The sequence below is a fragment of the Algoriphagus persicinus genome, assembly GCF_035156415.1.
GTDB classification, from domain to species: domain Bacteria; phylum Bacteroidota; class Bacteroidia; order Cytophagales; family Cyclobacteriaceae; genus Algoriphagus; species Algoriphagus persicinus.
Genome location: NZ_JAYEEY010000004.1, coordinates 143,461 through 169,709 on the forward strand (window position 1 = coordinate 143,461; position 26,249 = coordinate 169,709).

A 26,249-nucleotide genomic window follows, 5' to 3' on the forward strand; every position below is an offset into this window, starting at 1 on the left:
AGGAGTATTTTGGCTGCCAAGTACATGGATTAACCTCCTAAAATGGATTTTCGGAAGACCTATTTCACTAAATTTAATACAATATTCAATATTTAAAACACAAAATAAAATTTCAAACTGCATCAGCTTCCTCATTTTTTTAATTACATTCCACTAGATTTTTAAAGTTTTTTTCAACTCATTTTATAGAACAACATGTCAAACCCAACCGAAACTCCCAAAAAAACGGGGCATGAATATGTGCAGGAAGATGAAGATCGTATTGCCTATGACTTACTTCAGGAATTCGAAGCCCAAGTCACCAGAATCTACAAAGACAAAAAAATGCTTCGGCAGGTTCATACCAAAATGCATGGCTGCGTAAAAGCTACTTTTGCTGTAGTAAAAGATTTGCCGGAGAAATTAAAAGTGGGCGTATTTGCCGGGGAACCAAAAGATTATCACGCTTGGGTTCGCTTCTCTAATGGCAATACTAAACCGCAAAAAGATAAGAAAAAGGACATTCGAGGAGTAGCCATCAAACTCCTTGGCGTACCCGGAGAAAAAATATTGGAAGACGAACTCCTCGCTGAAACTCAAGACTTCCTACTGATGAGCAGCGAAACATTCTTCGCAAAAACAATCAAAGAATTGAGTAAACTTCTGAAGGCTATGACTTCAGCGAATTTTATAAAAAGTAAACTCTTTTTTCTAAACCCCTTGCTTTGGCCTATCATACTACGGGCAACTAAAAGTAAGGTCGCGTGTAAGAATCCGCTAGACATCCCCTACTGGAGTACCCAGCCCTATCAGTTTGGTACTATAGATTCTGCTGTCAAATATCATCTACGCCCTTCTCCCAGTAACACTATCGTGGTGGAAAACACCACTGATTATAATTATCTAAGGTATAATCTTGCCCAAACGTTGCATGATAATGAGGCTAAGTTTGATTTTTTCGTACAGTTCCAAACTGATGCGGAGGCAATGCCCATAGAAGATCCTACGGTGGCATGGAGCTCCCAATACATCAAAGTCGCCACACTGACGATTCACGCACAGGTGTTTGATTCGAATGCCCAAATCGAATTTGGTGACAATCTATCCTTTAACCCCTGGCACTCGCTCCCTGTGCACAGGCCGTTAGGTGCATTTAATAGAGTACGGAGAAGAGTGTACGAAGCCATGGCAAAATTCCGACACGACAAAAACAAACTACCCAACATTGAGCCAAAAGACTCTCCTGACTTCTTAAAGGACATACGTATACCAAATAGGCATGTCACTATAGATCAACAAGTCCCTTCAAAACACATCCTTTTTACTACGGCAGAAGTGGTGGTCAATTGCGACAAAGACAAAGCCTACAAATTCGTGTCTAGTGTCAATGAGCTTTCGAGTTGGCTATTGAAGACCGGGCCTATTTATGGGGTAATAAAAGTAAGTACGTTGCGCGGGCACTGGGAAAAGGTCGGGGACAATAGGCTGGTAGAAAGAGGCGACTCGGCGACTTTAGTAGAAGAACTCATATCTGTACACCCTCATTCTAATTATTCTTACCAGACCACGGAATTCAGTGATATTTTCAAGCATTTCACCACTAAAACCTACGGACACATGTGGTTTGACACCGTCGATGATCAGACTAGACTTCGCTGGGTCTATACTTTTACTTACAAAAACCTGCTGTCACGAATCTTCCTGTCACTTTTCGTCCCCCTTTTTCTGAAAAAATACCTTCAAAATGGGTTAAATAATGCAAAAGCTTTTTTGGAGGAATAACTAGCGAACTGACTTAAATAGTGGATAGATAGCGGAGCACATTTATCGAAGGAAAGAAGAAATAGGCTCCTCCTTTCACGGTGATTACTCTTGGTAAGTCCTTGATAGTTTTGCTCACTGGCAGATCTTGCAGCGTGAAGTTCTGTTCCTCTCCGAGATCAGTTGTCTCTTTCACTCCGATTACAGGATCTGGATCATTATAGAGTTCCTTATTTTTCGGAAGGTTGGCCCAGGTATATTGGAGAAATTCATATTGTCGGCTGATATCTGCATTAAAGCAAATAAACAATAAGCCCACCTCGCCAATTGGCATTCTGTTCGTGGGAGATCCTTCATAGATCTCTCCATAAAGACGCGCACGCCTGATTATTCGGTGCTGTTTACTAAGTTTTAGAGAATCTTTGCCGCCATGATCATCGACATTATCCCTTGGGTTCATTCTTCTCAAGTGGGAACCAAAGGGGCATTTTAATCCGTCTTTATCGAATTTAGAATAGCCAAAATCATTGATATCACTAAAAGGTCCTGGGTCCTTATCTGGAAAAAGTGTGATGGGAGCTCCATTTTGCCATCTCCCCATCATTTTTGCCCCTAACTTCAAGCTTTCTGCCTCATTGATTGAGCCGTCTGAATTTTTGGTATTATCATTCATAAAACTCCAGAACTTGTTGACATCCTGCTCCAATTGGCGCATTACCATAAAAGTCCCATCCTTTCCAATATCCTTCTGTCCGCTTCCTCCTGCATCAGGAGGAAGCAAGTTTAAGTCACCTTGCTCCTTGACGATCAAAGGTGTATCCGGATAAACGCCGAACTCATTTTTGTAGCCAAACAAAAACTCTCCGGTTTTGATGACATCATCCTTGTTCCCCACTCTTCCTGATCCTTCGATAATGGGCTGGGATATCCCATCTCTAAATCCAAAATGTTCTTTATTATCGGGCTGAGTTTGACCATCGATAAAAAACAATTCAGTCAGCCCATTTGCATCAAACTGCGACGCTAGCTCATCGTAATAATTAAGACATACAACTTTATCTTTTTCCAGATCATCCGTTGATGTCTTATCATTTCCAAATATCATCAGACATACATGAATGTGATCAGTACGAGGGCCTCCCCAATCCCATAATTCAGGACTACTGCTGCCAAAATCCCCTAGAAGTCTGGTCCGGTGATCAGAGACCATTCCTTGGCGAAATTCCGGAGAAAATGCAGCTAAATTCTCCTCATTAAGCCCAAGAGCTCCGAGTCCATGGTGCGTAAATGCAATATTCAAGTGAGTAGATGGGATTTTTGATTTATCAGAGATATGGCGAGCAGAAGTCATCTCCATCCAAGACTTCGACAGCCATTTTTTGGCAGCAATCGCATCAGAAATCTCCAGGTAAACAAACCTTGAGTATAACATGTGCGCATATCCTCGGATAAGGTAACCTTGGATATTTTCCAGTTCTAGCATTGTCATATCTATAGGAGTTTAAGAAATTTGGCCGCCTGACGCTCGGAAAGTGATTTCATCAACTGCACCCTTATTCTGGTGTTGTTATTGACATTTTTAATGGAAAGCTCAGGATAGGCTGTGTACCAAAAATTAGTTATTAGCTCCGAATTTCGGCTCCAAGCAAGAAAGTATTCTTCCAGATAGGCACCGCCGGTGATTAAAAAATTTGTTTTTGGAAAAACCTTCGTGTTAGAAAAAATCCCGGTAAGCCCCCAGCCGCTACTGTCAATAAAATCCCCCAAATATTGCTGCCAACTGCCATCAAAATTCGAGAAAAAAAGAACCCTAGAATTACTATCAAACATCACCCACTTAGCAAAGTGTATGGTTGGGATCCCCATTAATTTTCCCTGATTGAAGATAAATTTGATCAAAAAATTTGATAGCAAAAACATGAATTTAATAGAAATCAGACGAACCTTCCCTTCTTTCATATCTACCAATTGAGTAAACTGATTTTGGTTTTGCCAATCTTCATAGACTTCCAATTCATTCAAAAACTCATTGTCTAACTGACTTCTTTTACGTGTGAAATTCTCATCCTTTATTTCATAGAAAAAATGGAGTATCAAAAGCCAAATCGTTAAAATCGGGAGCCAAATAGGGATTAAACAAAGCGCAATGAGACCTACTATAAACAACACAGGGTAATTGATTTTTGGCATCGAAACTTTTTCCTCTTTTAAATATCCAAAATCAGAATTCGCTAAAACATGGTCTTTGATTTTCTTATGAACAGCTTGTGCTGGCATACCATTCCAAGACATCGAATCCACAAAGTCCCGAATAAAATTTCGCAGTGCCTTTTCTTGACGAATTTGCGCTACAGTTCTACCTGGAGCTCCTATAAAGACAGCAGCATCCTTGATGACATTGTTTTTCAAAAATGAGGCTCTACTGTCTGCCGAGACCGTGTTCAATGGAGGATAATTTTCACAAAAAACATAAACAAGATCTAAGATGGTACTTGAATTATCACATAACAGCTGGAGCATATCTGCTTCTTCTCCATCGTAATCCACAACAAAAAGTAATTTAGGATTCCTTTTTTGGTCATCGTTTATCCATGATTTCCCATGATCAATCACCACCCATCTGGCATAATGAATGATGGACAGGGCATCAAATTCCTTTGATATCCCTTTCTGGGAATTCCGCTTAATTTCTTTCAATTGGTCTAATAAATCTTGAACCTTATCTGGAATGACAGGAACCAGAATAGTAACTGAGTTTTGCTTCATATAGATTATTTTAACCTATAACTATTTTAAAATCTACAAAAAAACATATTGTCATGCATGTCAAATACCTTAGATGATAATCAGCTCCCGCTTACCAATGCCCTTCGAGCACAGCTCAGAGGAATAGATCAGCTACTCATTTCAAGTTAAGATTTCTAACCAGCACTTATCGGAGAAAAATCTAGAATAAAAATAATAACAAAGCCTCTTTCAATATAAAAGTAAATATCCATTATCGCAATCCCAGTCCTATAGCCGTCAAGAACTTGCCTTCATTAGCTATATCAATTATAGAATTATTCCCCGCTGCTTGATAGAGCTTCTCCAGAATCATACAATTCCCTTAAGGTAAAACTAGGATTTATTGGCTATAATTACTTTTGTTGAAGGGCACACTGACAAATTCCTTACCTTAATCTCTCAACACGAAAACATGCTATTCACTATGAAACTACTCTCTCTATTTACCCTCATTAGTTTGTTTACCTTTTTCTCAGCTTCCGCCCAACAAAGCTGCATGACCCTAGAAACTATCAAAGCCCTAGATGCCCAATGGGAAGAGAATAATCTAAATCCAGATCCTGATTTTTTTAGAAATGTACTAGCAGAAAATTTCGTCTGGGTGCATAACCATGCTTCGATGATAGACACTAAGGAAGCGGTAGTAAAGCGAGCAGAAAACCAAGCGGCAAAGGGAAGCAGCGACACAAGATCCCGAATACAAAGCGAACTGGAAGTTGCAATCACGGGTAATGTCGCGATAGTTACAGGATTTACTATTGTGGATAGAGGCCCTGTCCCTACCACCTACCACTTTATGCGTACCTATGTAGAAATTGACGGGAAATGTCTTCTGACGGGCAATCACACGATGGCAGTTCCTGTGGAGGAATAGCATTTTATGATTATCCGCAATTCTGCCAGTGATGTTACTTTCTTTGCTAGAGTGGACGGAAGACCGAAGACGGGTGACCGAAGTGGCCTTTAATTCTAGAGTTTACCATCTCTTAATACTGCTTTTAAATTCCTACTGACAGAAAAACGGATATACTTATAGCATTTTCTTAATGCATGAAAATAATCAACCTTCAAGCTGCTTTTCTAACAAGAGACGCTCAGCTTAAAGGTAACGAGCGTCCCTAAGAGTTGTTTAAACGTTCTCCTTAGGCTTGGTTTTTTCGGCATTCTCATTTCGCATCCAACTTAGGATGAATGTTGCTGTGTGTCCAAGAATAAATACGAACAGACCAAAAAGTGGCGAAAGTAAGGTGATTTTCAAGCCGCCAGCGATGATGGCCGGATCTGCTGCCCCAGATGCTTCAAGTGTGTCGAATCCCTGAATCAATCCAAATAGACTGTTGGCAAAAGAAATCACCAAACCAAGAAGTACCACTTGGCTGATCATTTTTTTATACTTCATAAAGGTGGCAATATCCCCCTTTAGATTAGCAAAGGCTTTGACTGAAAAAAATATCGCCAATAGCAAACATGCTAAAATCAGTAGCATACCATTCAATCCACCTTCTACAAACCTTTCGGTAATGGTGCCAATGAATGTTTGTCCTAATACAGTTCCAAGTAAATTCATATTTTATAGTTTTTGATTATGGAACAAGTGTACCCAGAATATATTTCCGTTCTTAAGTTTTGCGATCAATGACCGATAAAGCTAAGCTTTTGACTTAAACTGCCCTCATTTAGGGGGTTAATTTAAAAACTAGGTTAACCATCGGCTATAACGGGTCATCCATCGCATTTTCTTTGCAAATAAGATTATTTGAATGACCTTGACCAGTTCAATGAAAATAAGAAAGCTCCTAATAGAACTCTCAAAGAAATTGCTGATACAGGTTTCTATCTGTATTGGAGCGCTCCTTTTCTTTACTTTTTACTTTGGCATCACCCTTTCAGATTTGGGTCCAGCGTTTACATTTGGTGCTTTTTTGCTTCCTGTCACCCTTGGAATGGTCGATGTTTTTAGTTTTTACCTTATTCCGGAATACCTATTTAGACAAAGGTATTACTGGTTTGCCTTATATACTGCATATACACTTGTCATCTCGGTATTCCTGATTGCTATGTCCTCCTTTTATGGAGTCATTTTTATTAATTCATTGGAAAGCATGGATACTGGTTTCATGCTTAGCAAGAATCTTTATTTGATCATCATTGGAGTATATATCGTGGTTTTATTTACTTCGCTTTTTTCTTCCTTTACAGAAAGTCATAAAATCCATTTACACAATCAGGAGCTTCAGTTTGCGCTGCTAAATGGCAAACTACAGCTGAAACAGCAGGAACTTTCTTACCTTAAAATGCAGATTCAGCCTCACTTTTTATTTAACACGCTGAATACCATTTATGGATCAGCCATTGCAAAGCGCATTGAAACACCCGAGTTGATTCTTAAACTTTCTAGCTTATTGGATTACCTTTTATATCAAACCCAAAAAACGCTGGTTCCCTTGCAGGATGAAATTGATCACTTAGAGGACTACCTGGCATTGGAAAAGATGAGACATGGAAGTAAATTAAAGGTTACCTCAACTTTCCCAAAGGAAACCAGTAATTATTTGATTGCCCCAATGCTTTTTCTGCCTTTGGTAGAAAACAGCTTCAAACATGGTAAATCTCTAAAAAGGGATGCATTTGTAGAGTTAAGATTAATAACTCAGGGAGATAACGTGATGTTTTTCCTAAAAAACACTTTTGATGATTCAGTAAGCAAAGGAAACTTAACCTCCTCCGGAATAGGACTTCAAAACATCAAAAAACGGCTTCAACTTGTATACCCTAATTCTCATACATTGACTATTCATAAATCGGATGATTATTTCGAAGTTGAACTCCAGATACTTACTACCCTACATCAACCACTGGTACCATGAATTGCATCATTGTTGACGACGAACCAATCGCACAGGATATCCTAAGGGATTATATCGCAAAGCTGGATTTCATAGACTTGGTGGCTTGCTGTAGCAATGCAAATGAAGCGTTTAATGTAATTCAGCAACAGAAAATAAATTTAGTGTTTTTGGACATAAACATGCCCGGAATTGATGGCATGGCCTTCGCCAAAATCATCCCTAAAGAAATACATGTAATATTCACCACCGCTCACAGGGAATATGCGATAGAAGGATTCAACTTGGAAGCCACAGATTACTTACTGAAGCCCATTCCCTTTGAAAGATTCTTGAAATCTGTGACAAAAGTCAGAGAATCCCATGACCAAAAAAGCCGCACTATTCTTCCTGAAAAGTCAGGATTCTTATTTGTCCGTCAAGATCGAAAAATGGAAAAAGTTGCGCTTCAAGATATTCTTTACATAGAAAGTTATGCGGATTACATTAAGATCCACACGAATGATTGCAGTCTGGTAGTTCGGGAAAGCATATCGAATTTCGAAACCAAACTTCCAGAAAATCATTTTATACGGTTTCACCGGTCCTATATTGCAAGTATCTCAGCGATAACTTCCTATACTCATGAATATTTGGAAATTGGAGGGAAAGCCCTCACTATCAGCCGGTCTTATAAAGAGGAAGTTTTTAAGAGACTGGCCCAGTTTGAATAGAGGTAAATCAAAATATTGCTGAAAAATTTTTGCACAAAAAGTAGAATTTAAAATTATTTGATCATACTTTGTATTTCAAAGTACTTTTAAATATGAGAAAACCAGAGCAAGAGTTAGCTGAAATCAAATCCATGATGGAGAGGAGTACCAGATTCCTATCCCTTAGTGGGCTTTCTGGGATATTGGCCGGTACCTATGCGTTGGTAGCTGTCGGGATGGCTTATGCATGGATCTATTATCCTCAAGCACCCTATGGAACTACTATTAATTCGATCAGTCAGGAGCAGGCAGTGGAACGGCTGGTGATCACCGCTATTGTAGTACTGATACTATCTATAGGGACCGCCTGGATTATGAGCCAAAGTAAAAGCAAGAAAAAAGCCCATAAATTCTGGACACCTGCCAGTAAGCGATTTATTCTAGCCTTATTCATTCCAGTGGCAGTAGGAGGAATATTCTGTCTCGCTATTATAACCAAAGGCTATCTAGCAATTATTGCACCTGCAACTTTGATTTTCTATGGCTTGGGTTTGCTTAATGCCTCGAATTACACCCTGAATGACATCAAGTACTTAGGATATTGTCAGATTGTGTTGGGAATTATATCGGCATTCTTTCCTGGATATGGACTGATTCTTTGGGCTATTGGCTTTGGGATTCTGCATATCATCTATGGGACTATGATGTATTACAAATACGACCGATAAAGTGAAAAGTAATTACGACAAAGCATTTGAAAACGTGGTCCGTTTGCGCGTCATGTCTATCTTGATGGTCAACGAGGAGTATGATTTTAATTCCTTCAAAGAGCTACTTGAGGTTACGGACGGAAATCTGGCCTCTCACCTTAAGAATCTGGAAAAACAGGAATATATATCAGTCTCAAAGTCCTTTGTTGGTAGAAAACCGATGACCACCTATTCGGCCACTACCAATGGTAAACAAGCATTTCAAGAGCATCTACAATTCCTTGAAAATTTAATAAAGGAGAACAAAAACTAAAAAAATTTATCTTACTACTTTGAGATACAAAGTACTTTTAAAAATACAATCATTATGAAAACATCTATCGAATTTCTGGAAGGCATCAAAATCAAATCTGCAATTGTAGCAGGAATCATTGGAGCCAGCATCCCCCTGTCATGCCTTAGCTTTATTGTTTTGACAAAGGAAGATCTCTTTGAATCCTGGATGCTTGTCCCACTTACCTTCATTCCGTTTGGAGGAATACTAGGAGGTATCTTCTTTTACCTGATGGGCTTTATTTGGTTTCCAACAGGAGGAAGAAAGCTCGCTGCCATCATTTTCAGTGTACTGATGTATTTTATCGCCCTCTGGATGAGTTCTGTTCTGGCATTTAGCGTCACAGGACATTGGGATTAACTAACTACACTGATACCTAAACGCCCCAACTTAAACTATGAATAAGCTCAATATTTCAGCTTCCATGGAATCATTTTACCTCAGAATTAAACGGAATAGATGGTACTGGATATATTCTATACTGTGCCGCTTCCTGTTAGCCTATGACTTTATAGTGGCTGGAATGGTGAAAAATACTTGGAGAATGATTCGCCAGCGGATTATCTACCCTCCATCCTATGGGAGTTTATTTAGAGGCATTGCATCACACAGGTTATATTTCACATTTATAAACACTGAAAACGAAATTACCGGATTTGAATTCTGTGAATGTATTCATAGAAATGGAAATCCATTAGATGACTCCTAGACCATATTCGAAAAAGTAAAAATATAGACCTACAGAAATACAAAACCATTTGATTAACTATCTATCCTTTAAAACTATGCGCGAAGAAATCTTAAATCACATCGATGATCCCGCTTTTCTTGAAAGTCTCTACAGAAAGAATAAAGCTGATTTTAAAGAAGCTTTCACATCAATCTATCCTCAAGTGGAAGAACATGCCTCCGCCAGCTTCTGGCACGAACGGTTGAATTATGAATCGAATTCTATTTCCTGGGGTACCAAAGCCGACTTACTCTTCGTAGTCATCGCCTCCTTTCTTGCCGGTTTGATTGCAAAAATACCTTCAGCCTTTTCAATTTCTGAAGATTATTTTTACCCAAGAAATATAGGCTTCATAGTATTTCCATTTCTCATCGCTTTTTTTGCATGGAAAAACAAGGTATCCACCAAAATGCTAGCCATCATTGCGGCTATTACAGGCATCAGCCTGATCTATATCAATGTACTTCCAGACAACCTGGAGAGTGACACCCTGATGTTGGCATGCATACATCTACCTGTTCTACTTTGGATATTACTTGGAGTTGCCTTTTCTGGTAATGAGCTTGGTGATTTTAATAAGCGTCTGGATTTCCTCCGATTCAACGGAGATGCTGTAGTGATGATAGCGATTTTGGGAATTGCTTCCGGTATCCTGACGGGAATTACTTTCGGGCTTTTTGAGCTTATTGGAATTAATATCGAACAATTTTTTCAAGACTATGTAGTAGTGTTTGGCCTTCCGGCAATCCCTATTCTGGCGGCTTTTTTGACACAGACCAATCCACAATTGGTAAATAAAGTATCTCCTATCATAGCCAAACTATTCAGTCCTGCCGTATTGGTGATGCTCGTGGTTTATTTGGTAGCTATAATTTATTCGGGTAAAGACCCATACAATGACCGCGAATTTCTGTTGCTGTTCAACATACTTTTAATCGGAGTGATGGCTTTGATATTTTTCTCCGTGGCGGAGAGTACAGGCAAGAAAAAGTATGATGCTGATTTCTGGATCTTACTTCTACTTTCCATTGTCACCATTATAGTAAATGGGATTGCGCTCTCTGCCATTGTCTTCAGGATATCCGAATGGGGAATCACACCGAATAGAATGGCAGTACTTGGCAGTAATATTTTGATGCTGATCCACCTTGTGATGATTGCTTCGAAACTTTTCAGAACAATCACCCGAAAAACAGAGAGTTCTGAAGTAGGTAAATCAATCGTCCTTTATATTCCAGTTTACTTTGTGTGGGCAGTCCTAGTAGTTTTCATTTTCCCTGTTATTTTCAACTTTAAATAAGATTATGCTCAAGCAGGTATCATTTAGTTTGAATGATGCCTGCTCTTTATGTTGCAATCAATAATTTGGTTGTAATTTGGCATAAGCCATCAAAATCAATTCTAGTCAATGGACATTTTTACCATTATCACCATTCTGATTGTTCTTTCGGCAGCATTTGCTTTCATAAACACCAAGTTTTTGAAGCTGCCATTTACGATTGGGCTGATGATTATCTCGATCGTGTTTACACTGGTGATTATTACCTTAGGTAAAATTAACTATTTTTTTATTGAGGAGGCGGAGTTGCTGATCGGATCAATTGATTTTGAAACTGTACTTCTGGACGTGATGCTAAGCTTTTTGCTCTTTGCAGGAGCGCTCCATACCAAGTTGGATTCGTTAAGGACAATGAAATTTCCCATCGCACTTTTTGCAACCCTCGGAATCCTTGTTTCCACATTTTTGGTAGGCACCATGATGTACTTTGTATTCCTAGTTTTTGGTCACGAAATCAATTATATCTATTGCTTATTATTTGGAGCATTGATCTCTCCTACTGACCCGATTGCGGTCTTAGGAATCCTGAAAGATGCAAATGCTCCTAAAAAATTAGAGGTTAAAATTGTGGGTGAATCCCTATTCAATGATGGCGTTGGTGTAGTAGTTTTTCTCGTTATCTTCAAAATTGCCCAGAAAGGTGTCGGTTCAGTGGATGCCGGAGAGGTTGGGCTACTTTTTCTTGAGGAAATTGTAGGAGGGATGGGACTTGGATTGGTTGCAGGATGGCTGACTTTCAGGATGATGAAGGTGATAGACCATTATGAAACGGAGGTGATTATTACGCTGGCATTGGTCATGGGAGTTTCAGGAATAGCACATTACCTCCATGTATCAGGCCCATTGGCGGTGGTGGTAGCAGGGATTTTCATTGGTAATAAATCGCCGAAAATTGCCTGGTCCAAAACCACAAATAATTATGTGGATAAATTTTGGGAGCTCATAGATGTACAGCTGAATGCCATTCTATTCGTCCTGATTGGGCTCGAACTCCTAGTAATCACGGCCACGGAAGAATACTTAATTTTTGGATTAATTGCCATTCCAGTAGCATTGCTTGCCCGATATTTAGCACTGGCAGGACCAGTAGCTATGTTCAAAAAGCGACTGAATTTCATTCCCAAAACTGGCTTGATGATGACCTGGGGAGGTATCCGAGGTGGAATTTCCATTGCCTTAGCTTTATCCCTAGAACCTCAAATGGAGCGGGAATTATTTCTTACTGTCACCTATGTTATTGTTGTTTTCTCAATTATAGTTCAAGGACTGACGATTGGACCATTGGTGAAAAAGGTGTTGGGTATGAACAAAACTGATAAAAAAGTACACTCTTAATCTAAAGACTTTCAATTAATGAACCGCAAAGAAGAACTGAAGCAACTAACTAATAAGTGTGCCATGGATAAATTTGATCTATCCTATGTGGATCAGATCAAGACCTTTCAGGTAGAAAATCAAGATGAGGAGGAGTTTCGATTGGAATGCCAATATCAAATTGGTTTCATTTATTGGTATAATGAAATGCATCAAAAATCCATGGATATTTTACTGCCTCTAGTCAGTAAAAGAGAGAAAATTGAAGATTTTCAGTTTTCAAACATGTTATTAGTCATCCTAAAAAGTCTTTCTAAACTTAGGAAATTGGGTCAAGCAAAAGAGATCTTTGAGAGATTTATCGATGATCGATGTATAAACAATTTTTATCAAATAGAAGGAATGTTATTATGGTATGTAGAAGCATTAGATCCAGCGGAATCACAGCTCAGGCTTTATCAGCACAAACTACGTAAACTAATGAAAGGGCTTGGCTACTATCCAGAAAAAGTAACCTTCAAAGATCAAATCCTAGCTATCAAAGAAGTGCACTTAAAAGTAAATCGCCAATTTTCAGAAATTAGTCTTGACTATAGGAAAGAACCGAAGGCTGTCACACTCCAACGCTTAAATGATTTTATTTTATCTAATCCTCCCAAATTTTATAGAGGATTGGCGAATGAATTTAAATCAAAAATTGAGGCCAAAATAAAAGCATGTAAAGAATGAACCCGTTACTTTTCAAAAGTAATCGCCTCTGGATTTGCACCAAGATCCTTCAGAATTTTGCTGATCTCCTTTACCATTAGGTCGGGTCCACAGACATAGAATTCCTGATTATACTCTTTGACATGAGCCTTGATGAAATCCTTGTCAATCATTCCATGTTGATGCCCCCCCATTTCCTCTTCTGCCAAGATGGAAATAAAGTTATTACCCAAAGCTTTGCGGAAATAAGATTCCAATATCACATCTTCCGCAGTTTTATTGGCAAAAATCAAGGTATTCCCTGTCAGTTTATTCTTTGCTTCCAAAGCCCTGAAAATCCCGATAAACGGCGTAATCCCTGCTCCTCCAGCGATAAAAACCCCCTTGCCTTTATATTGAATAGCTCCCCAGGAGTCATTCAAGATTAACTCATCTCCCACGTTCAATTTATTAAGCTGATCGGTCACCCCATCGTGATCCGGATAGGATTTGATCACAAACTCCAAGTGGGGCTCTTCAGGCAAAGAGGTGAATGTAAAGGGGCGGAATTCACTTTCCCAGTTCTCCTTATTGATCGCTACTTCGGTGGCTTGTCCCGGTATAAAAAAGTAACCCTTCGGCTTTTCCAATTTGTATTGCTTCACATCATGTGTTACTGCCTGGATATCGAGAATTTTCAGGATATGCGTCATCGTATAAATAAAGTTGGTGTACTGTTTCAAACGAAAATGAGCGATTATGTTTACATAGAAACAGATTTTCTCCAGACGTCCCAAACAGTAAACCTGCCTAGGCATTTAATATTTAGATGATTTAGCTAACTTGAACGCGATAAAAAAACCAAACCTAAAATGAAAAAACATTTAAACCTGAGTATCAGCTTTCTTCTCGCGCTATCGCTTGGATTTACCGCATGTAGCAGTAAAACAGGATCTGAAGACGCTTCAGAAACAGCAGATTCAACTCAAGTCGAAGCTTCCAATTTCGGCGGCTTAGCCCTGTATACTGTTCGTGACTCTATGGCAAGCAACCCAAAAAACACGCTACAGGCTGTAGCTAATGCTGGTTATGCCTATGTGGAAGCAGCAAATTATGAAGACGGCAAATTCTATGGCATGACTCCTACAGCATTTAAATCTTACGTGGAAACACTTGGTATGACTGTGAAAAGTGCGCACATGGGCATGGTGAATATGGAAAATGCAGATCAATTGATTGCTGACGTGAAAGCGGCTGGAATTGAATATTTTGTTATTCCAGTGCCTCCAATGGGCATGTTTACTTTTGGACCGGATGGCATGGGTATGAAAGGAACTTCCGAAGAATTGGTCACCATCATGAATACCTTGGGAGAAAAATGTAATCAAGCCGGAATCAAACTTCTTTACCACAACCACGACTTTGAATTCAAAGTGATGAAAGATGGAACAATCATCGAAGATATGCTTCTAGAAAAATGCAATCCTGAATTTGTTAATTTCCAAATGGACCTTTTCTGGGTGGCTAAAGCTGGCGTAGATCCACTTGCCTACTTTGAAAAATACCCAGGTCGTTTCAAAGCTTGGCATGTGAAAGACATGAACGATGAAGGCAACTTTGCTCCAGTGGGAACCGGAAATATTGATTTTAAGAGAATCTTGGCACAAAAAGAAAAATCAGGAATGGAATTCTATCTAGTGGAACAGGATCAGACGTTCGGTTTAGATCCTATGGAAGCCATCATTATCAGCCATAAGGGACTGGAAGAGATTGGTTTCAAATAAGAATTGACACAATTTCTATTAGTTAAGATCTAGTGACTTGTATAGTATCACAGAAAGCCATTCGAGGATTCGATTGGCTTTCTGCGTTTGTAGAACCAAAATTTATCAGGTCCTTCTAACATCACTAGCTTAAACTCTCAATGAGTAGCATGACTATTTTCACCCTAGTTGGATTAGTAATCTTACACTTTATAGTAGGAATAGGCTATGTGATTTATAAGATCTCTGGGGGAACATCCCCCAAAAAGGACAAAGTAAAAAGTGGTGAGTGAGAGGAATATCAACTCTGTCTAAGTAGCGGAATATTCATAAATCCTGACTGTACAAATAATGATAAAGGTGCAAATGAGATCCAGCATCTGGAGAAGCAGAATAACAATCAACAGCAATATCATTCGTGAGACACCAACGGCAGCGATGGGTTTCTATTAAGCCGCGTTCCATGCGAAAAACTCTGTGACTTTGCGGTTATAAAAAAAACCACTTCATAGCAGAAGTGGTTTTCGATTATAACCTATTACTTCTTTACCCTATTAACAAGGTTAAATTGCGATGGGTATTGTTATATCCTACCCACGAGTAACCATTCGTGGTCCTAGCGCTGACTGACAGCACAAAGCTATAGGCGCAGGATTGCGGTGGTCTCCAATTCCCAGAGGCTGGAATTAACTTATTGACAAATCCGGCCCAATTTCCTTTTGCAGACGTATAGCCTTCGGAATAAATTGAGGTAGAGAGACCGGCACCATAGCTAGCATAGAAACTTACTGAGCGCAGATTCCCTTCTGGATCATTGGCTGTGATTCGGAAATTCAACCCGTCTGGAGCTGCTCCTATAGTTTCTATCGCACAGGCAGACACTTCGCTGCTACCATGCTTCACACTTTCTATGATAGTAGATGGTACATGATTATCAATATATACCCTCAATTCTTGGCTGGAAGCCACATTTGTTGTGCTACTTCCCACATAGAATGTCACTTGGATTCTATATAGACCCGGCAAAAGGGCAGTAGTCGGGAACTGAATTAATAAATCATCAATCGAGTAATCTGTCCCCGGGTTTGCCAATTGATAATAACCATTTGCTGAGGCCGCAAATGATTCCAGCGCATAGGTGGATCCTGTCCAGCGGTAGTTTGACCAATTACTAATCAATTTCGAAAATGAGCCCCCGGGAGCAGCTATTTCCACTTTGTACTTTCTATTTCCTGCTGTCCAGAGTTGCTGAAGTTTGGTACGATTACCTATCAAATTCAGTGTACCACCAAATGCCGCATTCTCTACAAAGTGATAATATCCTGAATCCGTGGTTGCACGGCCAGAAGCAGATATTTTAGACGTTGGTATCAACCCCACACTACCTACTAATGGACCCAAATCCTTAGAAGGAATTGTTGGTTTTCTGCTTAGAACTAACTGACGGAGTTTGGTGAAATCTTTATAGAAATTACCCGGAAAGTCCGTCGTAAACCCGGGATTACTGGACTTCACTCTAAAACCAAAATAGGTGTACGGAGTACTCAATGGCCAGGAAAGTGCCACATTGATTTCGCTGAGTTCTATCCTAAACTTCCAGATTCTGTGAGACACATCTGAGTTTGGACTAGGGCCGAATTCTTGCACTACTGCTGAATTTGAAGGATCTGCTAGCAGCCCCGTCCATTGCCCCGGCCCAAGGTATTTCTGTCGTCCCAATTTATTGGGTTGACCTGGGTAGAGGCCATAATTCACATCGACTCCTGAAGTGATGGCACGATCTCGATTCGTGTCGAAAGTGAGCCAAAAATAATCGTTAGTTCCGGCATCATTTCCTGTATCGGGCACTACGTCGAGTGTGAGGTAAAGGAAATTTGCGTCATTTTTGGCCAGAACGAAGCCTCTTGAGAATTTGAGGCTACCGGCACCATCCCAGTCTCCGGCCATAATCGGCTTGTTGATGTCAACTGGACTTACTGCCCATTCACTCCGAAGAGGTAAGGCAAAAAGAATAGGGGTTGTAATAGATAAATTTCTAAGTTTAGCCATTGTTTTTGATAAGTATGAAATTAGAAAAGAAACCCTTGTCTCCTAAAAAATGAGACATACATGAGAAATATTATCCCAACCTAATTGCGAAAAAAACATACAAGAAGTGGGAACCAAAGAATATCTTAGAAATAAGAACTATTTCAATATATTGATATTCAAACGCTTAGCAATTTAGGAATTACTATGAAAAAGAATAAAGAATCAGCGCAATAAAAAACCCTGACTTGTACTAAGCCAGGGTTTAAAAATAGTGTTTTTTGCAAATTATTTAGCTGGCAGAACTTTAGCTTTCACTTCTCCAAAACCAACTCTGATACCATTTTTCTCCGCAAATCCTTTCATAATCACTGTATCTCCGTCTTCAATAAATTTTCTTTCCGTTCCCGAATCAAGCTTCACGGGATCTTTTCCATTCCAAGAAAGCTCCAGCATAGAACCAAAAGAATCCTGTTGTGAACCAGAAATAGTCCCAGATGCCATCAAATCTCCTACCTTGATATTGCAGCCATTCGAGGTATGATGTGCTAGCTGTTGCGCTACATTCCAGTACATGTATTTAAAATTAGAAGTGCAGACTTTGCTGCTCTTCTCATCCTCTGGCTGAATATAGGCTTCCAATTGAATATCGAAACTATGGGATTTTTCACATTTCAAATAGTCCAAAACTTCCGGTTCTTGCACAGGACTATTTACCTTGAATTGTTCCAAAGCTTCCAAAGTCACCACCCAAGGAGAGATGGAAGAAGCAAAGCTTTTTCCCAAAAATGGGCCTAAAGGCACATATTCCCATGCCTGAAAATCACGGGCAGACCAATCGTTGAAAAGTACAAATCCAAAAATATAGTCCTCCGCATCAGCGGTGGAAACTGAATCTCCTAGTTTGGTGGATTTACCCGTAATAAATGCTAATTCCAATTCGAAATCCAGCTTCTTACTTGGCCCAAACACCGGTAAATCAGCTTCCGGATCCTTTGTTTGCCCTTTTGGTCGAGTTATCGGCACTCCCGAAGGAATAATAGAGGATGCACGTCCATGATAGCCTACCGGTACGTGCTTCCAGTTTGGCAAAAGTGCATTTTCAGGATCACGAAACATTTTACCCACATTGGTAGCATGCTCTATGCTGCTATAAAAATCAGTGTAATCGCCAACTTTCACGGGCATTAGCATCGTGGCTTCCTTACGGTTCACCATTACCTTTCCTCTTGCCGAATGATCTCTGAGCTTTTCATTATCCACCGAAAGCAGCTGCTGTACACGCTCTCTGATTTTTTTGGTAATCGCTTTGCCTAATCCTATCAGGTCATTCAGAGACTCACTTAAGAAGATCCCCTCGGGCAAAAACATATCCGAAAAAAACCCTTCCTGATCTAGAATACTCAAATCCACAATCTTGTCTCCGATTGCAATTCCTATTCTTGAACTAAGTCGTTTGTTCTGAAAAACACCAAATGGAAGATTGTAAATGGTAAAATCAGAATTATTTGCTACTTCCACCCAGGTAATCAGGGTGTTGGTTGGGCTGTCGCTCATGGGTAAAAATCGTTGTGATCGCAAATTTAGCCTTTATGTATGAAATGAAAAGGGTAAAATACAAAGGCTGCGAATTTCAATTATTCAAACTTCACATAACTCTTTGGCTGCTTGATCTTTGACACCAAAAATCTAAATTTCAATTATTTGGAAATCCTTAATATCTACCAATCATCATTTTCCATACCTCTTAGGCGATCTCTTCGCTAACTCTGATTGAAACTAAAAACCCATCAAATGAAATCGAGCATGACCAAAGCGTCAGACGAAGGGATGCTTATCAACCAAGCGAGATTCTCCCGATCCGCCGCGGCGGACGGGACAGGCTATCCTGTTTCTTTCGTCACGAGAAAGGTTATGACCTTTAAAAAAACAAATTATAACACATGATCCCGTACCTACGGGAACACACAGGGGGATGATTATATCCCATCATACACGCAACAGCAGATATGCTTGTTTTTAGGGCGCGTAAGGCTGTCGCAGCAGCGAGCCAGGCGGCTGGCCTGCGGGGTGAAGCTTTGCTGGCGTCTTGACTTTCCCACCCGCAATCTGGCCTCTCCCTAAAAATGTCCACCGGACATTTTATTCACGCTCCATCCCCATTGCGTCAAGGCAAAAGAACAAAAGAAATTGAACATGACGCAAGCGATACTTAAGAGAACAATTACTAAATCCTTCAGGTGTTTTTCGAATTCCGCAGGCGTTTAACTAAGAAATCTAAATGATAATCAGATGAAAAGAGGGAGTCGATCAACTAAAGTTTAGGGGTGGTTTTGTGAGCTCTCAAAAAAACTGGTTGATGCCCAATTGTGTTTTCGTTAGTCAAATTACTTATTGCTATTATCTCCCCAAACCATTACAACTTTTCCTTTGGTGCGCATACTTTCGATATAGCTTATGGCTTCTGGAATTTTATCGTACGGAAAAGTTCTGTCGATATGGACTTTAATCCTACCATCTTGAATCATTTTTGCAAGTGTTTCCAAATCCTTAGTGTTGGCTTCAGCTGTAAATAGCTTCAGAGGAATTTTACTGAAAATTGAATTTACTAGTACAGAAATCATATGCCCGATAGTGGTAAATCCAACAATAACACCCCGCTCCCCCATTCGTTTATAATCCTTTTGGGAAAGATTCCCGTGTGTATCAACAATAAGATTATAACTGCCCTTGTGATGATGAATGCTTTCTTTGTCATAGGCTATGACATGATCTGCGCCTAAAGTCTTAACAAAACCAACATTTTTACCGGAACAGACCCCTGTTACCTTAGCTCCATAGGACTTGGCTATTTGAACAGCAAAATGACCAACTCCCCCTGAAGAACCATTTATAAGAACCGACTCTCCTTTTTTGAGTTTTCCATGCGTGATCAGTGCTTGTAGCGCTGTTAATCCTGCTATAGGTATGCTAGCCATTTCCGGGAAATCAATACCCTCCGGCATTACTGCACAAACATTTGACGACGCACAAGTATACTCAGCAAAAGCACCTCCTTTAAGATTCTCCCCAAACACCCTGTCTCCAACCTTAAATTGCGATACATTATTTCCTGTCGCCTCAACAATGCCTGCAAAATCAGCTCCCAGGGTTTTATTTTTAGGCTTGAACAACCCGAAAGCGAATCGCGCAAAAAATGGTTCTCCCCGAAGAATATGCCAGTCAGCCGGGTTGGCCGAATTTGCCTTAACTTTTATTAAAAGATGATTATCTTCCAATACAGGCATTTCTACCTCTTCCAATTTAAGGATCTCTGGTCCTCCATAGTTTAATTTCGTAAATGCTTTCATGCTAATCTTTGTCGTTTTCTATTAAAAAGGTTTCCTTACAACTTTTGGGATCAGGGAAGAGAATTTCAATCTCAACTACTTTCAGCTAGGATATTGATCGTAAAGGACATAAACGGTTCAAGGCAAACAGATCACCTCCATTCTGTAAGGTTCCTTTAAACTATCCAAAAATCCGCAAAAAAAACTGATTATCTTGGATAGGGTTCATTTTTATCGGCATTTGAAAGGACCAAGTCGATTTCCAGATCATGCACCCTTGCAAAATCCTTAATCTCCGGTATAGTTTCCTTCTCTTTCGGTCCAAGTCCAACAGTGCTAAAGGCAGCTTTGCATAAATCCTCCCCATTCCTTAAAGTTGTTTGTGTTAATCGTTAGGTATTTTGAGCATTGTTATGAAAGTGATCATAACTTATTTCACGGTGCACATACTAATAAATCAACAGACAAACCCCCATTCCCATCGCCAAGCTTATGATATTGATAAGCGTGAACACCTTTATACAGATTTCTGTAAGTAATTTTGAGGTAGTGGTATATCATGCTTCTCAGTATTCCAATTCTTGTCAAGAGCCATCAATTCTTTACAACGAAAAAAATAATTACCTGCCTTATTTCGATATTTATGCCAAATAAAACGGAGGGTTAAAGGTTGCGATAGCTCTTTTTTCATTGTATTCCGTCCTCCCAAATTCCGGATGTATTCCATTGGGGCAATAATAAGGTCAACTCACTTCGTCTGAAATTGTTAATACCCCAAGTTGGTACCTAAAAATTAGTGTTGCAATAGAACGCTTACTAATTCAGAGAGTGGTTGCTCTACTACATTTTATGAAATTTGAAGTAACTGAGTTCACCCCACTGAGCGTAGAATAAAGCTTTGAGACTGCTAGGTGTAATTTGTAATTACACCTAGCTAGCAACATGAATTTATCATTCTGATAAGTCCGGCTACTAGAGAATCCGCACAACTGAAAACCAGTTACCTCGCGGTTATTAACCTTCTCAAGGTTTTGAAACTTAATTTCCATTCTCTTCCTTATTCATTTTAGACAATACAACACCAATCATGAGCAGAGGATTTGTAAAAGAAGATGATCAGGAAGAGACTCCTCTTGTGCCGCCAAGAGCGGATTTGCCGGAAGGTGTCACCAATTATGTCACAGAAAATGGGGTGGCGGAATTGCTCGCTGAAAAACAAGCGCTGATCGATGAGAAGGGCGCTATAGATGCTGCCACCGAACAGGAAAAACGCATTGCTTCTAATTTCATCACTGCAAAAATCAACTTGCTGGATGAGCGGATCTCCACAGGCAAACTTGTACCACTGGACGAACAACCCAAGGATGAAGTCCGCTTTGGGGCAACTGTGACACTCAAAATCGGAAATAGCTCAAAATTTCAAAGCTACCAGATTGTGGGTGTGGACGAAGCAGATATCGCCAAAAACAAAATATCCTTTATCTCTCCCATTGCCAAGATATTGATCGGTAAGAAAGTCGGAGAACAGGCAATCTTAAAGTTGGCTAAAGAGGACAGAGTTTTTGAAGTGATGGAAATCAGGTATTGATAATTTACTGATAAAAGCTCTACTTTTTTAATCTGATTCCTTAAATGGCAAATACTTCGCAATTAGTGTTTTGAAAGGCAAAGTAAAGGGAAATTGAACATATACTGGTGATTAACCAGCCATAGATGACAGGCAACTTTCCTCACCAAATTTGAAGGAAAATACTACTATTCAATTCAAAATCAATCTTTCTCTCCTTCGTTTTCACCCTCTTCAATTTTTTCTTCTACTTCCTCTTTCTCACCGGAATCTGTTTTTTCCAAACCATCAGTATTATCCCCATCGGGCTCATAATTTAGCCCAATGAAGATCGGGAAATGGTCTGATCCTATATCTTCAAGCTTCGCAATGGTTAAAAGTCCAAATTCTTTTGAGTAGAAAATGTGGTCCAGGGGATATCGTAACAAAGGAATAGATGCATTAAAAGAATTGTATAATCCCCTGCCTTCTCGAGGATCGACGAGTTCACTGTACTTTCTGAAAAGCTTGGAAGTACCAGACCAGGCTACATCGTTCATATCTCCAGCTACTACGGTTGGAAAACTGGATTCTTTGATTTCTTTGCCGATTATAAGCAATTCTGTATCTCTTTCATAGGTATCGGTTCCTGGCATTGGTGGCTCGGGGTGGACGCCATAAAAATCAATTTTGATTCCTGATGGGAGTGTGATCTTTGTAAAAATAGATGGGATACTATCCTTTACTAAAAAATTTACAGCACTTTCAGTCAGCTGAAGTTTTGATAGCAGGATCATGCCATAGGTATTTTCCAGTGGATATTTGATAGAGTAAGGAAAATCACCGTCAAGCTTGTTGATAGATTCTGCCCAAACTTGATCAGGTTCATTAATCAGAAGCACATCTGGTTTAACTCTTTTTACAAGCTCATGAAAACTATCTTTATCCTCATTATCCATGAGTATATTAATAACCAAAAGGGTAAAGCTGTTACCTGGATCTTGCTTATTGCTATCCTTTGCCTGAGTTTTATACAATGGGGTATATACTACCACGAAATGTAACTGATATACCAAGGTAACTGCAAGAATCAACAACAATGGTAACTTGTATGTCCATTTGGAACCTAAATAAGCATAAGCCAGTATCATCGCCAGAAAGATCAAAACTGAAATCTGAAGTCTGGGGAAATCAAATATTCTAATCCACCATTCTGCCGAATTGATCAAGGGCAAACCTGTAGCAATTATGACTATTGCACATAAAATTAGAGTCAGTATCCTCATTGATTTAAAGTTAAACCTAATGGTAGGTTTTCAAACTTTAAGTTGAGGAAAACTATTTTACCCAACCAGAAATTCCCATTTCTAATTTCATTTTCTTTTGTCTCCAAAATGCACGTTTGATACCTACACGCTTAGCCATATAAAAGCCAAAGCATTGTCAGTGTTTTGAATCCATCAAACTATAGTGCCCGATGGCAAGTAAGGAAAGAAAATTTTTAGACTAGTCCAGCTTTTGGAGAAGCTAGACAACTGTGCTCTCCGCGGCTAAACCCTTCGACTGCACTCAGGGATCGTGTCTATCATCAAATCAATGATATTCCACAATTGATCCGCCAATCATGCCTCCAAAATTGGCTTTTTCGCTATTTTTGCGCCTCAATTAATTTCCAATTATGTCTATTGCCAGCAAATACGATCCTACAGCTACCGAAGCCAAGTGGTACGCCTACTGGATGGAGCACAAGCTTTTTTCTTCGAAAGTCGATCATTCGAAAGAGCCCTATACCATCGTAATCCCTCCACCTAACGTCACAGGCGTCTTGCACATGGGACATATGCTGAACAATACCATTCAGGATGTATTGATCCGTCGTGCTAGAATGCAGGGAAAAAATGCACTTTGGGTGCCCGGAACTGATCATGCTTCAATCGCAACTGAAGCGAAAGTTGTAAACATGCTGAAAGAACAGGGAATCGATAAGAAATCCATTTCCCGTGAAGAATTCCTGAAATATGCCTGGGAATGGAAAGAAAAATACGGAGGGATTATCCTGGAGCAACTGAAAAAACTGGGAGCTTCCTGCGATTGGGACCGGACGGCTTTCACGATGGATGAAGGAATGAGCGATGCGGTGATTTCTGTTTTTGTGGACTTGCACAAAAAGGGCAAAATCTACCGAGGCATCCGTATGGTCAACTGGGATCCAAAGGGAAAAACCGCGCTGTCTGATGACGAGGTAATCACCAAGGAAATCGCTTCAAAACTATATTACATCAACTATAAGATCGAAGGATCGGAAACTGAATTTCTTACCATAGCTACTACCCGACCGGAGACCATTATGGCCGATGTGGCGATCTGTGTGAATCCAAATGACCCTAGATTTACTCATTTAAAAGGTAAGAAGGCCATTATTCCATTGATCAACCGCGCCATCCCGATAATCGAGGATGAGTATGTGGATATGGAGTTTGGTACGGGCTGCCTAAAAGTAACACCTGCCCACGATATAAATGATTATGAACTGGGGCTGAAGCACAAGCTTGAGGTGATCGACATCCTCAATGATGACGGAACACTCAATGAAAAAGCTCAGATTCTGGTGGGAGAAGATCGTTTTGTCGCTAGGAAAAAGATCGGAAAAAGGCTGATGGAAATTGATCAATTGGAGAAAATCGAAGATTATAAATCCAATGTGGGCCATTCGGAAAGAACGGATGCTGTAATCGAGCCGAAACTTTCTTTGCAGTGGTTCCTGAAAATGGACGAAATCACAAAGCCTGCACTTAGCTCAGTAATGGATGACGTGATCCAGTTGTACCCGCCGAAGTTCAAGAACATGTACCGTTCTTGGATGGAAAATGTACGTGATTGGTGTATCTCCCGTCAGCTGTGGTGGGGACATAGAATTCCAGCTTACCACCTTCCAAATGGAGAATTTGTAGTTGCAAAAACTGCTGAGAAAGCCCTGATGATTGCAAATGAGAAGTTTGACGGCAAATTCACCTTGGCGGATTTACAGCAGGACCAGGATGTGCTGGATACTTGGTTTAGCTCTTGGTTATGGCCAATATCTGTTTTTGACCCTGAGGTCTTTACTACAGGCAAGCCAAATGAAGAATTGAAATATTACTACCCTACCAATGACTTGGTGACTGCACCAGAAATTTTATTCTTCTGGGTGGCCCGTATGATCATTGCCGGATACGAGTACATGGGCGAAAAGCCATTCCGAAATGTCTATCTAACCGGAATCGTACGCGATAAACTTGGTAGAAAAATGTCCAAATCACTTGGCAACTCTCCTGATCCACTGGATCTAATTGCCCAAAATGGTGCTGATGGGGTACGTACAGGAATGCTCTTCTCCTCTCCTGCGGGAAACGATTTGCCATACGATGATAAGCTCGTGGAGCAAGGAAGAAACTTTGCCAACAAAATCTGGAATGCGTTCCGTCTGGTCAAAGGCTGGGAAATTGATCCTAGTCTGGACGGTTCCGCCAATACCTCAAGTATAGAATGGTTTGAGAACCGATTCAACCAAGCGCTGGTAGAGATTAATGAGCACTTTGAGAAATTCAGAATTTCCGATGCCTTGATGACTACATACAAGTTGGTTTGGGGAGACTTCTGCTCTTGGTACTTGGAGATGATCAAGCCGGAATATCAACATCCTATCGATCAGGCGACGTACGACAAAACCATTGAGCTTTTTGAAGATATTCTAAAGATTCTTCATCCATTCATGCCATTTATCTCGGAAGAGCTTTGGCATCAGATCAAAGAAAGATCAGTGGAAGAATCTCTGATTTTAGCTTCATGGCCTGAAACAAAAGCTTTTGACACTAGGATCATCGAGGAAGCCAATCAAGTCTTTGAAGTCGTTTCTCAGGTAAGAAACCTACGTGCATCCAAAGGAATGTCGCCAAAAGAATCGCTTGACTTAACCATTAATGCTAAAAACGAAGAGTTATATGGTCGATTCGAAGTAGTCTTGAATAAGCTGGCAAATCTGTCTTCATTGAACTTTGGAGAGAAAGTAGCCAATTCGATCAGCTTTGTAGTAAAGTCTGATGAGTGCTTTGTCCTCATGGGCGACTCGATCAATGTGGAAGAGGAAAAAGAGAATATCCAGAAGGAGATTGATTACACCAGAGGCTTCTTGAATTCGGTGATGAAAAAACTCAGAAACGAGCGATTTGTAGCTGGTGCTCCTGCCCAGGTGATAGAAATGGAGCGTAAAAAGCAAGCAGACGCAGAAGCCAAGATCAAGGCGTTGGAGGAGAGTTTGGCGAAGCTGGCTGGCACTTTGTAAATCCCGCAAAGGCGCTATGGCGCAAAGTTTGATTTTGCTTTCTCGCAGCAGCACGGCGTTCCATATCCATGTAGTTTTGAAAA

The 26,249-nt window shown here is 40.0% G+C and carries 24 protein-coding genes; 16 read left to right on the plus strand and 8 right to left on the minus strand.

Going from position 1 to position 26,249, the window contains the following annotated elements; genetic code table 11:
- Positions 1–195 precede the first annotated feature (195 nt).
- Entirely contained in the window at positions 196–1,761 is a 1,566-nt protein-coding gene (locus U3A58_RS04900; protein ID WP_323822277.1) for an SRPBCC family protein, read from the plus strand.
- Positions 1,762–1,774: 13 nt separating this feature from the next.
- On the opposite strand, the gene U3A58_RS04905 is transcribed toward U3A58_RS04900, so the two are convergent.
- Entirely contained in the window at positions 1,775–3,229 is a 1,455-nt protein-coding gene (locus U3A58_RS04905) for a Dyp-type peroxidase (RefSeq protein WP_323822278.1), read from the minus strand.
- Between the two features lie 2 nt (positions 3,230–3,231).
- Positions 3,232–4,506 carry a hypothetical protein gene (locus U3A58_RS04910; protein ID WP_323822279.1) on the minus strand — a complete coding sequence of 425 codons (1,275 nt, stop codon included), beginning with the start codon at positions 4,504–4,506 and terminating at the stop codon, positions 3,232–3,234.
- 445 nt (positions 4,507–4,951) lie between these two features.
- On the opposite strand from U3A58_RS04910, the gene U3A58_RS04915 reads away from it, so the two are divergent.
- On the plus strand, positions 4,952–5,401 hold the full coding sequence (locus U3A58_RS04915; protein ID WP_323822280.1) for a nuclear transport factor 2 family protein: 450 nt from the start codon (positions 4,952–4,954) through the stop codon (positions 5,399–5,401).
- 255 nt (positions 5,402–5,656) lie between these two features.
- Here the strand turns inward: U3A58_RS04915 and U3A58_RS04920 are convergent, their stop codons facing one another.
- Positions 5,657–6,094: a hypothetical protein gene (locus U3A58_RS04920; RefSeq protein ID WP_323822281.1), complete on the minus strand. Its 438-nt coding sequence runs from the start codon at positions 6,092–6,094 to the stop codon at positions 5,657–5,659.
- A 211-nt stretch (positions 6,095–6,305) separates the two neighbouring features.
- Here U3A58_RS04920 and U3A58_RS04925 point away from each other — a divergent pair, with 211 nt between their 5' ends.
- The 9 genes from U3A58_RS04925 (at position 6,306) to U3A58_RS04965 (ending at position 13,221) form a co-directional block, all read left to right on the plus strand.
- Positions 6,306–7,394 carry a sensor histidine kinase gene (locus tag U3A58_RS04925; protein ID WP_323822282.1) on the plus strand — a complete coding sequence of 363 codons (1,089 nt, stop codon included), beginning with the start codon at positions 6,306–6,308 and terminating at the stop codon, positions 7,392–7,394.
- Entirely contained in the window at positions 7,391–8,086 is a 696-nt protein-coding gene (locus U3A58_RS04930) for a LytR/AlgR family response regulator transcription factor (RefSeq protein ID WP_323822283.1), read from the plus strand. Before U3A58_RS04925 ends, U3A58_RS04930 begins: the two co-directional genes overlap by 4 nt.
- A 92-nt stretch (positions 8,087–8,178) precedes the next feature.
- Entirely contained in the window at positions 8,179–8,793 is a 615-nt protein-coding gene (locus U3A58_RS04935) for a hypothetical protein (RefSeq protein ID WP_323822284.1), read from the plus strand.
- 1 nt (position 8,794) lies between these two features.
- Positions 8,795–9,088 (plus strand): winged helix-turn-helix domain-containing protein, encoded by a 294-nt coding sequence (locus U3A58_RS04940; RefSeq protein ID WP_323822285.1) that lies wholly within the window; start codon positions 8,795–8,797, stop codon positions 9,086–9,088.
- A gap of 54 nt (positions 9,089–9,142) precedes the next feature.
- Complete coding sequence (locus tag U3A58_RS04945; protein ID WP_323822286.1) at positions 9,143–9,469, plus strand: hypothetical protein; 327 nt, start codon at positions 9,143–9,145, stop codon at positions 9,467–9,469.
- 37 nt (positions 9,470–9,506) lie between these two features.
- Positions 9,507–9,818, plus strand: a complete 312-nt coding sequence (locus tag U3A58_RS04950) for a hypothetical protein (protein ID WP_323822287.1) — start codon at positions 9,507–9,509, stop codon at positions 9,816–9,818.
- Between the two features lie 76 nt (positions 9,819–9,894).
- Positions 9,895–11,139, plus strand: a complete 1,245-nt coding sequence (locus U3A58_RS04955; RefSeq protein ID WP_323822288.1) for a hypothetical protein — start codon at positions 9,895–9,897, stop codon at positions 11,137–11,139.
- Positions 11,140–11,247: 108 nt separating this feature from the next.
- On the plus strand, positions 11,248–12,513 hold the full coding sequence (locus U3A58_RS04960; protein WP_323822289.1) for a cation:proton antiporter: 1,266 nt from the start codon (positions 11,248–11,250) through the stop codon (positions 12,511–12,513).
- A gap of 87 nt (positions 12,514–12,600) precedes the next feature.
- Positions 12,601–13,221: a hypothetical protein gene (locus tag U3A58_RS04965; RefSeq protein WP_323822290.1), complete on the plus strand. Its 621-nt coding sequence runs from the start codon at positions 12,601–12,603 to the stop codon at positions 13,219–13,221.
- A 5-nt stretch (positions 13,222–13,226) separates the two neighbouring features.
- Here U3A58_RS04965 and U3A58_RS04970 read toward each other — a convergent pair whose 3' ends face one another.
- Entirely contained in the window at positions 13,227–13,922 is a 696-nt protein-coding gene (locus tag U3A58_RS04970; protein ID WP_323822291.1) for an FAD-binding oxidoreductase, read from the minus strand.
- A gap of 129 nt (positions 13,923–14,051) precedes the next feature.
- Here U3A58_RS04970 and U3A58_RS04975 point away from each other — a divergent pair, with 129 nt between their 5' ends.
- A complete protein-coding gene (locus U3A58_RS04975; protein ID WP_323822292.1) occupies positions 14,052–14,963 on the plus strand; it encodes a sugar phosphate isomerase/epimerase family protein in 912 nt (303 codons plus the stop codon).
- 149 nt (positions 14,964–15,112) lie between these two features.
- On the plus strand, positions 15,113–15,235 hold the full coding sequence (locus U3A58_RS04980; RefSeq protein ID WP_323822293.1) for a hypothetical protein: 123 nt from the start codon (positions 15,113–15,115) through the stop codon (positions 15,233–15,235).
- A gap of 253 nt (positions 15,236–15,488) precedes the next feature.
- On the opposite strand, the gene U3A58_RS04985 is transcribed toward U3A58_RS04980, so the two are convergent.
- Both U3A58_RS04985 and fahA read right to left on the minus strand, forming a co-directional pair.
- Positions 15,489–16,991, minus strand: a complete 1,503-nt coding sequence (locus tag U3A58_RS04985) for a hypothetical protein (protein ID WP_323822294.1) — start codon at positions 16,989–16,991, stop codon at positions 15,489–15,491.
- A 267-nt stretch (positions 16,992–17,258) separates the two neighbouring features.
- The gene (gene fahA / locus U3A58_RS04990) at positions 17,259–18,527 is read right to left on the minus strand and encodes a fumarylacetoacetase (protein WP_323822295.1); all 1,269 of its coding nucleotides are present in this window, start codon (positions 18,525–18,527) and stop codon (positions 17,259–17,261) included.
- 237 nt (positions 18,528–18,764) lie between these two features.
- Here fahA and U3A58_RS04995 point away from each other — a divergent pair, with 237 nt between their 5' ends.
- Positions 18,765–18,917 (plus strand): hypothetical protein, encoded by a 153-nt coding sequence (locus U3A58_RS04995; protein ID WP_323822296.1) that lies wholly within the window; start codon positions 18,765–18,767, stop codon positions 18,915–18,917.
- A gap of 440 nt (positions 18,918–19,357) precedes the next feature.
- Here the strand turns inward: U3A58_RS04995 and U3A58_RS05000 are convergent, their stop codons facing one another.
- Positions 19,358–20,320 carry an NAD(P)-dependent alcohol dehydrogenase gene (locus U3A58_RS05000; protein WP_323822297.1) on the minus strand — a complete coding sequence of 321 codons (963 nt, stop codon included), beginning with the start codon at positions 20,318–20,320 and terminating at the stop codon, positions 19,358–19,360.
- Positions 20,321–21,386: 1,066 nt separating this feature from the next.
- On the opposite strand from U3A58_RS05000, the gene U3A58_RS05005 reads away from it, so the two are divergent.
- A complete protein-coding gene (locus U3A58_RS05005; protein WP_323822298.1) occupies positions 21,387–21,887 on the plus strand; it encodes a GreA/GreB family elongation factor in 501 nt (166 codons plus the stop codon).
- 182 nt (positions 21,888–22,069) lie between these two features.
- Here U3A58_RS05005 and U3A58_RS05010 read toward each other — a convergent pair whose 3' ends face one another.
- A complete protein-coding gene (locus U3A58_RS05010; RefSeq protein ID WP_323822299.1) occupies positions 22,070–23,131 on the minus strand; it encodes an endonuclease/exonuclease/phosphatase family protein in 1,062 nt (353 codons plus the stop codon).
- Between the two features lie 392 nt (positions 23,132–23,523).
- On the opposite strand from U3A58_RS05010, the gene U3A58_RS05015 reads away from it, so the two are divergent.
- A complete protein-coding gene (locus U3A58_RS05015) occupies positions 23,524–26,166 on the plus strand; it encodes a valine--tRNA ligase (RefSeq protein ID WP_323822300.1) in 2,643 nt (880 codons plus the stop codon).
- The last annotated feature ends 83 nt before the right edge of the window (positions 26,167–26,249 follow it).